Origin of the sequence: Mesorhizobium sp. M1C.F.Ca.ET.210.01.1.1, from assembly GCF_004791585.1 — a bacterium.
GTDB lineage: Bacteria > Pseudomonadota > Alphaproteobacteria > Rhizobiales > Rhizobiaceae > Mesorhizobium.
In genome coordinates this window covers 18,251-28,335 of the sequence record NZ_SRUU01000048.1, presented here as the reverse complement: position 1 = coordinate 28,335, position 10,085 = coordinate 18,251, and the positions used below count along the sequence as shown (strand labels likewise).

Here is a 10,085-nt window from a genome sequence, read left to right as displayed (position 1 = left end):
GCAAGGAGAAAATGGTCATCCGTATCGCGCTCGCCCGCAAGCTGCTCGTCATTCTCAATGCAAAAGCACGCGACGCGCGCAGCGAGTTCGCAAATGCAACTTGACACCTCAGATAGTCGCTCATCCGACCTCGCTTCGCGAGGCCACCTTCTCCCGCAAGGGGAGAAGGGGGAGGCCGCACGCAGGAATCGGGTGGCCGCAGCCGCGTCTTCGCCCCACTTTGATGACAATCAAAGGAGGCGACCAATGACCATCCATTCCCTCAACACCAAGCGCGCCAGCCGCTCCGCCGAAGCCCGGGTCGCCGCACAGGATTGGCGCGCCCTGGTTTCCGAGCTCAACGCCAACGGCTCAGCTGTCATGCCCGGCCTGCTGTCGCCCGAGGAATGCGCCGACATCGCTGCGCTCTATCCGCATCAGGAGCATTTCCGCAGCCATGTCGTGATGGCGCGCCACGGCTTCGGCAACGGCGAGTACCGCTACTTCCGCTACCCCTTGCCGGACCTCATCGAGGGCCTGCGCACCGCGCTCTATCCGCGCCTGGCCGGCGTCGCCAACGACTGGAACGAGAAGATGGGCGCCGCGCTTCGCTATTCCGCCGATCACGCGGCTTTCCTCAAGCGCTGCCATGACGAGGGCCAGACCAAGCCGACGCCGCTGCTGCTCCAATACGGCCCCGGCGATTTCAACTGCCTGCACCAGGACCTCTACGGCGCGCTCGCCTTTCCGCTCCAGGTGGCGATCCTGCTGTCGGAGCCCGGAGAGGATTTTACCGGCGGCGAATTCGTGCTGACGGAGCAGCGCCCGCGCATGCAAAGCCGCGCCGAGGTGGTGCCGTTGAGAAGAGGCGACGCGGTGATCTTCGCCGTCCACAATCGGCCGGTGCAAGGCACAAAAGGGCACTACCGGGTCAATCTCCGCCACGGCGTCAGCCGCCTTCGCTCCGGCCGGCGGCATACGGTTGGGATCATCTTCCACGACGCGAAGTGAGGCGCGACGCTGAAGCCGCGATCTCCCCCTTGTGGGGAGATCAGCTGTCGCCGCCGCCTTCGCCAATTTGTCATGGTCTGATCTGCGGCGTTTGCGCTCTTCCCCCGCCGCCTTCATTCGGGTAATCGCTCGGGCAAATCCTCCACCTCAGCGCAGCTCCCCGGACAGCCTCATGATCCGCCTCGAAAATATCGGCAAGCAGAACGGCCGACAGATCGTCTTCATCGAAGCCTCGGCAGCCTTGCAGAAGGGCGAGAAGATCGGGCTCGTCGGCCCGAACGGCGCCGGCAAGACGACGCTGTTCCGCATGATCATCGGTGAGGAGCAGCCCGACGAGGGCCAGGTCTCGGTCGATCGCGGCGTCACCATCGGCTATTTCAGCCAGGATGTCGGCGACATGGAGGGCATGAGCGCAGTGGCGGAAGTCATGGAGGGCGCCGGTCCGGTGAGCGCGGTGGCCGCCGAGATGCGCGATCTGGAGCACGCCATGGGCGATCCCGACCGCGCCGACGAGATGGATCAGATCATCGAGCGCTACGGCGAGTTGCAGCACCGCTTCGAGGAGCTCGACGGCTATGCGCTCGACGGCCGGGCGCGGGAGGTGCTGGACGGCCTCGGCTTCTCGCAGGAGATGATGGACGGCGACGTTTCAAAACTCTCCGGCGGCTGGAAGATGCGCGTCGCGCTCGCCCGCATCCTTCTGATGCGCCCCGACGTCATGCTGCTCGACGAGCCGAGCAACCATCTCGACCTCGAAAGCCTGATCTGGCTCGAAAAGTTCCTGAAGGACTATGACGGCGCGCTGCTGATGACCTCGCACGACCGCGAGTTCATGAACCGCATCGTCTCCAAGGTGATCGAGATCGACGCCGGCGCGCTCACCTCCTATTCCGGCAATTATGAATTCTACCAGGAGCAGCGCGCGCTGGCCGACAAGCAGCTGCAGGCGCAGTTCGAGCGCCAGCAGGCGATGCTGGCCAAGGAGATCGCCTTCATCGAGCGTTTCAAGGCGCGCGCCTCCCACGCGGCACAGGTGCAGAGCCGGGTGAAGAAGCTCGACAAGATCGACCGCGTCGAGCCGCCGAAGCGCCGCCAGACGGTGGCCTTCGAGTTCCAGCCGGCGCCGCGCTGCGGCGAGGACGTGGCGACGCTGAAGGGCATCCACAAATCCTATGGCAGCCGCTCCATCTATTCAGGCCTCGACTTCCAGATCCGCCGGCGCGAGCGCTGGTGCGTGATGGGCATCAACGGCGCCGGCAAGTCGACGCTGCTGAAGCTGGTGGCCGGCGCCTCCGAGCCGGACGAGGGGACCGTGGCGCGCGGGCCGAGCGTCAAGATGGGTTATTTCGCCCAGCATGCCATGGAGCTGCTCGACGGCGAGCGCACCGTCTTCCAGACCCTCGAAGACAATTTCCCGCAGGCGGGCCAGGCGCCGCTGCGCGCGCTTGCCGGCTGCTTCGGTTTCTCGGGCGACGAGATCGAGAAGAAATGCCGCGTGCTCTCGGGCGGCGAGAAGGCGCGGCTGGTGATGGCGCTGATGCTGTTCGACCCGCCGAACCTCCTGGTGCTCGACGAGCCGACCAACCACCTCGACATGGCGACCAAGCAGATGCTGATCGAGGCGCTCGCGCAATATGAAGGCACGATGCTCTTCGTCTCGCATGACCGCCATTTCCTGGCCGCGCTCTCCAACCGCGTGCTGGAGCTCACCCCCGACGGCATCCACACCTATGGCGGCGGCTACACCGAATATGTGGCGCGCACCGGCCAGGAAGCGCCGGGGCTGAGGGGGTAGGGGGAGCGGGTGTCGGCCCAAGGTGGGCACCAGCCCTTGGCCGCTTTGCGCCAGATCCAGACATTCCGACATAGCGAAGTTTGACCGTGCGTTGCCCCGCCAACCTTGCCGCGGCTCACTCATGCAGTCTAGTGGCGCTCGTCACGCACAAGTCGAGATTGCCGTTCTCCGAAATCCGTGAGATTCTTCCGGAAGCCGCACGAAAATAGCGTGCGAAAAACAAAGCGCCCCGACCCTTTTCGGCGGGCATCGAAGCGCATCACAGGTCGTGCCCCTGATTGTCGGTCGGGCTGCTTAACCCGCCAAGGGAGGACGACAATGACCTTACGGCCGGACCCGACTTTCCACGCGACCGCCAAGCTCGCAATGCAGGCGCCAGTCGAAAACTTTGCCTACACTTTGATGTTGAGTGCGGACTTCTCTCAGCCTGATGGACTCGCAATAGTTGACGTGAACCCGGAGTCGAAGGACTGCGGCAAGATCGTCCACAGCGTGACAATGCCGAACAAGGGCGACGAGTTTCACCACTTCGGCTGGAACGCTTGCTCTTCGGCCCTGTCGCCGCTGAATGGCCACCCGTTTCTCGAGCGCCGCTTTCTGATAATTCCCGGCATGAGATCTTCGCGCATCTACGTTGTGGACACCAAGGGCGGACCGACCAAGGCCAAGATCCACAAAATCATCGAGCCGGAAGAAGTATTTGCCAAGACCGGCTATTCCAGGCCTCATACGATTCACTGCGGCCCGGAAGGCATTTATGTCTCGACCCTTGGCGGCGGTGGCCCTGACGGCACCGACGGACCTCCCGGCATCTTTGTCATGGATTGCCAGACGTTCGACGTCATCGGGCGCTACGAGATCGATCGCGGGCCACAGAACAAGCAGTATGATTTCTGGTGGAACCTGCCGCGCGACTACATGGTGTCGAGCGAGTGGGCGCTTCCGCCCCAGTTCGAGAACGGCATCGTCCCGGAAGATCTCCTGTCGAACAAATATGGACACCGGGTGCATTTCTGGAATCTTCGCGAACGCAGGAACATCCAGACCATAGATCTGGGAGCCAACCACCAGATGGCCCTGGAAGTCCGCCCCGCCCATGACCCGGTAAAGGAATACGGTTTCATTGGGGTGGTCGTCGACACGACAAACCTCGAGGGATCGATCTGGACATGGTGGCGCGAGGACGGCAAGTTCCATTGCGAAAAGACGGCGACTATCCCGCCAGAGGCAGCCGCGAAGGATGACCTGCCCCCGCTTCTGCAGGGCTTCGAGGCGGTTCCGCCGCTGGTAAGCGACATAGACCTATCGCTCGATGACCGCTTTCTCTACGCCTCCTGCTGGGGCACCGGCGAGATGCGCCAGTATGATGTGACCGATCCGATGAAGCCCAGGCTTGCGGGGTCCGTCCATATTGGCGGCATCACGCGCAAGACCAAGCATCCCAGCGGCGGCGATTATAGGGGCGGACCGCAGATGGTCGAGATCAGCCGCGACGGCAAACGCGTCTACTGGACCAACTCGCTCTATTCGACCTGGGACGACCAGTTCTATACCGGGGGCATCCCGGCAGCTATGGTCAAGGCTGAAGTCGGCGAGAACGGTGGGATCACCCTGGACAAGGACTTCTACGTCGAATTCCCCGAGGGGTATCGCTCGCACCAGATTCGCCTGGAAGGCGGCGACTGCTCGACGGATTCATTCTGCTATCCGTCGGTGTGATCGACTTGCCGGGCGGATGAGGCGATGAGCGAGTTGACGACGGCCGGCCTCTGGCTGGCTGTCATCGCCAGCGGCATTTACCACGGCATCAATCCCGGCATGGGCTGGCCGTTGGCCGTTTCGGCCGCACTGTTGAGCAGACGTGCCGGCGAATTGTTCCGGGCGCTCGGGCTTTTGGCCATGGGACACTTTGCGGCCATGATCGGCATCCTGCTGCCCTTCGGCGCGATGCTGACGCTGTTTGTCTGGGAACGACAGGTCCGCATCGGCGCGGGGTTGATCGTGATTGCCGCCGGCATCTATCTCCTGATCAACCGGCGCCACCCGCGTGTTCTTGCCCGGATCCCGCCGGGACAACTGGCCTTGTGGTCCTTCGCCGCCGCCACTGCGCATGGCGCCGGGCTGATGCTGGTGCCGATTTATCTGGGGCTGTGCCAGGCAGGCGACCTTGATGCTGGACACCAAGCGGGTGCCACTCTCATGACCGGAAATCTGATCACCGCCGCCGCCGTCTCCGTCGTCCATACGGCCGCCATGATTGCAAGCGGCGGCGTTATCGCCATCGCCGTCTATCGATGGCTCGGACCCAAGTTCGTCTCACAAAGCTGGTTCAATCTCGACATTGTGTGGGCCGTAAGCCTGATCCTGGTGGGAGGAATTGGGATCGCAAGCATCGGATACGCTCGATGAGATGGAGCTCACCCCGACGCATTCACATCTATGGCGGCGGCTACACCGAACAGGTCGCCTGCACCAGCCAGGAAGCGCCGGGGAGGTCAGGGGAAGGCGCAGCCTCTATGCGGGTGAGCGCCGACGCAGTCACCCTTTCGCCAACCCCCGCTCGATCAACCGGGCAAGCCGCGCCGAGAACGCCTTCGCATCCGCCGGCTTGTCGCCGTCGAGCACGCGCGCTTCGTCATAAAGCAGATGCGCGGCGTCTTCCTTGAAGGCACGCTCGTCGTCGCCGAGCTTCGCCAGGGCCGCGACCCGCTCGTGGCGCGGGTTGATCTCGAGGATCGGCTTCGCCGCCTTGTCGAGACGGCCGGCGGCGTTGAGCAGCCGCTCGAACTGGCGGTCGGGGCCATGCTCGGGCGCGACCAGGCAGACCGCGCTTTCGGTCAGGCGGTCGGAAACCTTCACATCCGAGACTTCATCGCCGAGCGCCGCCTTCACGAAGGCCAGGAAGCCGTCGATCTCGGGTGTCGCCGCGGTTTCCGGCGTCGCCGCCGTGTCGAGCAGCGGGATCTGCGAAAGCTCCGCCGCGCCCTGCGTCACCGACTTGAACGGCTTGCCGTCGAATTCCGGCGCCATCGTCGTCCAGAAACTGTCGACCGGGTCGGTCAGGAGCAGCACCTCGATGCCGCGTGCCTTGAATCCTTCAAGCTGCGGCGAGGCCTCGAGCCGGGCGCGATCGTCGCCGGCCATGAAGAAGATCGCCTTCTGCCCGTCCTTCATCGCGGCGACATAGTCGGCAAGGCTGCGCAAACCGTCGCCTGAAGCGGTCGAGCGGAAGCGCGCCAGTTTCAAGAGCTGCTCTTGCCGCTCGTAATCCTCATACAAGCCTTCCTTGAGCACGACGCCGAAATTCTCCCAGACCTTGGCGTAAGCCTCGGCATCGTTGTCGGCTGTCTTGGCGAGGTCCCCGAGCACGCGGTTGGTCACGCCCTTGCGGATCGCGGCGAGCAGCGGGCTTTCCTGGATCATCTCGCGCGAGACGTTGAGCGGCAGGTCGGCGGAATCGACAAGGCCGCGCACGAAGCGCAAATAGCGCGGCAAGACGTCGGCGTCGTCGGTGATGAAGACGCGCCGCACATAGAGCTTCATGCGCCCCTTGCGGTCTTGGTCGAACAGGTCGAAGGGACGCGAACCGGGCACGAAGGCGAGCACGCTGTATTCCTGCCGGCCCTCGGCGCGGAAATGGATGGTGGCGGCCGGCTCGTCATACTGGCCGGCGATGCTGCGGTAGAAGTCGGTATATTCCTCCGGCTTGATCTCGCTCTTTTGCCGCACCCAGAGTGCGGTGCCGTCGGCGATGTCGCGCGGTTCGGCGCCGGGCTTCTCGACAAGAGCGATCGGCACCGGCACATGGCCCGATTGCGACTTTGCCAGCCCTTCCAGCCGGTAAGGCGTCGTGTAGGAGGTGGCGTCCTCCATCAGATGCAGCACGACGCGCGTGCCGCGCTTGGGTGCCGCGGCAAGCGGCACCGGCGCGATCTCGTAGGTGCCCTTGCCGTCGGACGACCAGCGCCAGGCTTCGACGCTGCCGGCCTGCCGGCTGATCACGTCGACTTGATCGGCCACCATGAAGGCGGAGTAGAAGCCGACGCCGAACTGGCCGATGAGTGCCGAATCTTCCGCCGCCTTGCCGGCCTCGACGCGCTCGATGAAGGCGCGCGTGCCCGAGCGGGCAATGGTGCCCAGCGCCTCGGCCATCTCGTCGCGGCCCATGCCGATGCCGTTGTCCTCGACGCTGAGCTCTTTGTTGTCGGGATCGGCTGAAATGGTGATGCGCGGCCTGGCGTCTTCGCCCACCAATTCGGGGCGCGTGATCGCCTCGAAGCGCAGCTTCTCGCAGGCATCGGCCGCGTTGGAGATCAACTCGCGCAGGAAGACGTCCCGGTCCGAATAGACCGAATGCACCATCAAGTGCAGCAGCCGCGAGACGTCTGCCTCGAATGTCCTGGTTTCCGTCGTCCTCGTATCCGTCATCTGAACTTTCCCAAGTCTCCGCTCTGCCCGTCGCGCCAGACGCGTTCAGGGTTTCATCCTTCGTTCGTTTTCATTGTGCCGGCGATGCCCGGCCTGGACCGCCCTCGGCACGACAATATCGTGACGAGACGCGAAGGCAACAAGGGGCTGCCTTGCGGCGCGTGAAGGGCTGCCACTTTCCTGCCTGTCCAATCGCCGTCGATCGAGGGCGCTCGTGAGGCCGAAAAGGCACTTGCCGTGCTTGGCAGAGGTAACGCTGGCGGAACGCCGCGCAAGCCTCTGGAAACCCGCGATAACCTTAATTTCTTCCTTCTTTTGGTCAGGCTTCCCGTGCGGAACGTAAAGGGATAAATTAGTAATTCGTTAAGTAATACGGCGGGTGTGAGCGTAAGAGGTGTGCCGTTATGAATTTCAAATCCCTGATCAAGCGGGCCGAGAACGTAGACAAGGAATTTCAGGAGCTCCAGTCGGATCTGGCGGAGGCCTTCGAGGAATGTCTCGCGGCTGACGAACAGACATCCCTGGAGGACGATGCGGCCGCCGATGCTGCGGCAAGCGAGGAAGATCCGCCGGGCGAGGCCCAGACCGAAGCTGCCGCCTCGCGGCTGACGCCGCACACCCAGACGCGGCTGGCAGCCCTCGAAGCCGTCGCCGACCTTTTCCGCGACGGGCAGGGCCATCTTGAGGAGATCGAGACCAGGCTGGCCGAGATCGCCACGGCGCATCAGATGACGCGCGACATCCTCAACGTCCTGCATCGCGATGCGCTGCGCGCCAACGAGCTGGAACTGGAGAACGCCGCCCTGGGGGCCGAACACAAGACCATGTCGGAACAACTGCTGGACGCCGCGCGGAAGCAGCGCGAACGCGACGGCGCGGCCGAGGCTTGGCAACAGCGCGAGGCAAGCCTTGTCCAGGACCGGGAGTCGCTGCGCGAGGCGCTTGCGGCGGTACGGCTCGAGATGGTCGAGATGGGCAATGAGAGCGCTAGGCGCGAGGCGGAGTTCGGCGAGATCGTCAAGACGCTGACGGCCAAGACCGTCGAAGCCGACAAACGCGCCGCCGAGAACAAGCTGCTGCGCGAAAAGCAGGTCGGCCTTTCGGTCGACCTGGAGCAGGCGCAAAAGCGCGAGGCGGAGGCCCGGCACAAGTTCGACGAGTTCGCCGCAACCCACGCCACCGAAACCGCGCGAATTGCCGAACTGATGGCCCAACTCGGCAATCACGAAAAGGAAGAGGCGCGGCTGCAGAAGGCGCTGGAGACGACGCAAGCCAAGCTTGCGGAGGTAACCGAGACGGCCAGCATCGCCGAAAGCGACGGCGCGGCGGAGCTGGCGCGGAGCCAGGCGGAGCTGCGCGGCCTGCGCTCCGAGATCCAGGATTTGCAATCGCGGCTGGAGCAGGCTTCCAACGACAAGACCGAAGCCGCGGCGGAGACGATAAGGCTCAAGGCGCGGTTGAACGATGCCGAGACCGAACGGCAGATCGCGGAGGAACGGCTGGCCGTTCTCAGGGACGAGAGCGAGGCCGCCAAGAAGAACCTCTCGGTGGTCAGCACCAACCTGTCGCAGCTTTCGCTGCAGCAGGCCTCCGAGCAGATCCAGCTCGATATCCAGAAGCAGGAATGCGAGGACCTGCGCGCCGAGATCGTCACGCTCAATGCCCGCATCCAGGAGCTGTTGCCTTATGAGCGGTTGCACAGGGTGACGGATGCGAGGTCGCGCAAGGATGTCATGCCCGCGACCAACGGCATCATCGCTGAAGCCGCGCGGCCGACCGCGCGGCGCAACAGCCGGCGCAACATGCGCGCCAACGCAGGCTGAGAGCAATTCCAGGAAAAGTGTGTAGCGGTTTTCCGTCCGGAATTGCGCAAGGACAAATCGTGAGAGCCGTTCGGCAATTCTGCTGAACTGCAGTCCTGGCGCTACTTGCCGGCCATGTTGTCGGCAAGTTGCTGCGCCTCCGCCAGCAGCGCCGGGAAGGCCGGATCGCCCGGCAGCCGCTCGCCCATGCAGGCGCGATAGTCGCCGTCGCCTTTTTCCCAGGCGGCGTTGGCCGAATCATAGGCCTGCTGGTCCTTGAGGTTCGAGCCCTGATAGGTCTCCTGGAATTTCTGGGCGGTGGCGTCCGCCGCGGTCCACAGGGCCTCGCAGGCCGCGATCTTCGGCACGGGCGGGGCCGCGGGCGCCTCGGCGATGAGCACGCGATCGCCCTTCACGACCGCCACCACGACCTGCTGGTCGTAGATCGGCCCGACGTCCTGCGTCCAGCCGCCGAGACGCGCGATGGCGATATCGGCGCCTTCGGGCTTCTTCAGCGAAAAGTCGAGCGTCTTGACGAATGCGGCGTCGGCGCCGATCGCCTGGGTGTAGAAGGCATCGAGCTTGAGCGCGTCGTCGAGGCCCGCGGGCAGCCTGAGGCTTTCATCCTCCTCGTCGGCGCGCGACTGCAGCCAGCGCGCGGCAAGCCCGCGCGTCGTCGCCACGATGCTCGGGCCTTCGTCGCTCTTGGCGTAGCGCAGCCCGTCAAGCATGCCGAAGCCGATGTCGGAGGCACTGAGGCTTTCGAGATTGATCGTGCCGCTTGCCGGAAAATCCTTGACCGCGAGCGGGCCGAGAATGGCGCCAAGCCGCTTTTCGAGATCGGCCTGCGCCTTGGTGTTCGCGGCATCGAGCGCTTCCAACGGAGCGTTCGAGCTTTCCTGCGCCGCGATGTCGGAAATCGCCTTGTCGCGCGCGGCGATATAGTCGTCTTCCGGCGAGGCCGCGAAAGCGGCGCCGCCCGCGAGCGCGAAAAGAAACGTCCAGACCAACCGCATCATATCACCCCCCGCTTGGCGTTCTGCCCAAAGACGAACGTTTGAAGACAAGAT

General features: G+C 64.2%; 7 protein-coding genes and 1 pseudogene. 6 read left to right on the top strand and 2 right to left on the bottom strand.

Going from position 1 to position 10,085, the window contains the following annotated elements:
- The 5 genes and pseudogenes from EN853_RS35385 to EN853_RS30915 all read left to right on the top strand — a co-directional run.
- Positions 1-104, top strand: a pseudogene (locus tag EN853_RS35385) (IS110 family transposase); the annotation flags it as partial.
- A 142-nt stretch (positions 105-246) separates the two neighbouring features.
- Positions 247-990, top strand: a complete 744-nt coding sequence (locus EN853_RS30930) for a 2OG-Fe(II) oxygenase (RefSeq protein ID WP_127862791.1) — start codon at positions 247-249, stop codon at positions 988-990.
- Positions 991-1,162: 172 nt separating this feature from the next.
- On the top strand, positions 1,163-2,785 hold the full coding sequence (locus EN853_RS30925; protein ID WP_127862790.1) for an ABC-F family ATP-binding cassette domain-containing protein: 1,623 nt from the start codon (positions 1,163-1,165) through the stop codon (positions 2,783-2,785).
- Between the two features lie 318 nt (positions 2,786-3,103).
- On the top strand, positions 3,104-4,504 hold the full coding sequence (locus tag EN853_RS30920; RefSeq protein ID WP_127862794.1) for a selenium-binding protein SBP56-related protein: 1,401 nt from the start codon (positions 3,104-3,106) through the stop codon (positions 4,502-4,504).
- Positions 4,505-4,528: 24 nt separating this feature from the next.
- Entirely contained in the window at positions 4,529-5,194 is a 666-nt protein-coding gene (locus EN853_RS30915; protein WP_127862789.1) for a hypothetical protein, read from the top strand.
- Positions 5,195-5,323: 129 nt separating this feature from the next.
- Here EN853_RS30915 and htpG read toward each other — a convergent pair whose 3' ends face one another.
- A complete protein-coding gene (gene htpG / locus EN853_RS30910; RefSeq protein ID WP_127862788.1) occupies positions 5,324-7,213 on the bottom strand; it encodes a molecular chaperone HtpG in 1,890 nt (629 codons plus the stop codon).
- A gap of 404 nt (positions 7,214-7,617) precedes the next feature.
- Here htpG and EN853_RS30905 point away from each other — a divergent pair, with 404 nt between their 5' ends.
- Entirely contained in the window at positions 7,618-9,036 is a 1,419-nt protein-coding gene (locus tag EN853_RS30905; protein ID WP_127862787.1) for a hypothetical protein, read from the top strand.
- 101 nt (positions 9,037-9,137) lie between these two features.
- Here the strand turns inward: EN853_RS30905 and EN853_RS30900 are convergent, their stop codons facing one another.
- Positions 9,138-10,034 (bottom strand): hypothetical protein, encoded by an 897-nt coding sequence (locus tag EN853_RS30900; protein WP_245517244.1) that lies wholly within the window; start codon positions 10,032-10,034, stop codon positions 9,138-9,140.
- Between the last annotated feature and the right edge of the window lie 51 nt (positions 10,035-10,085).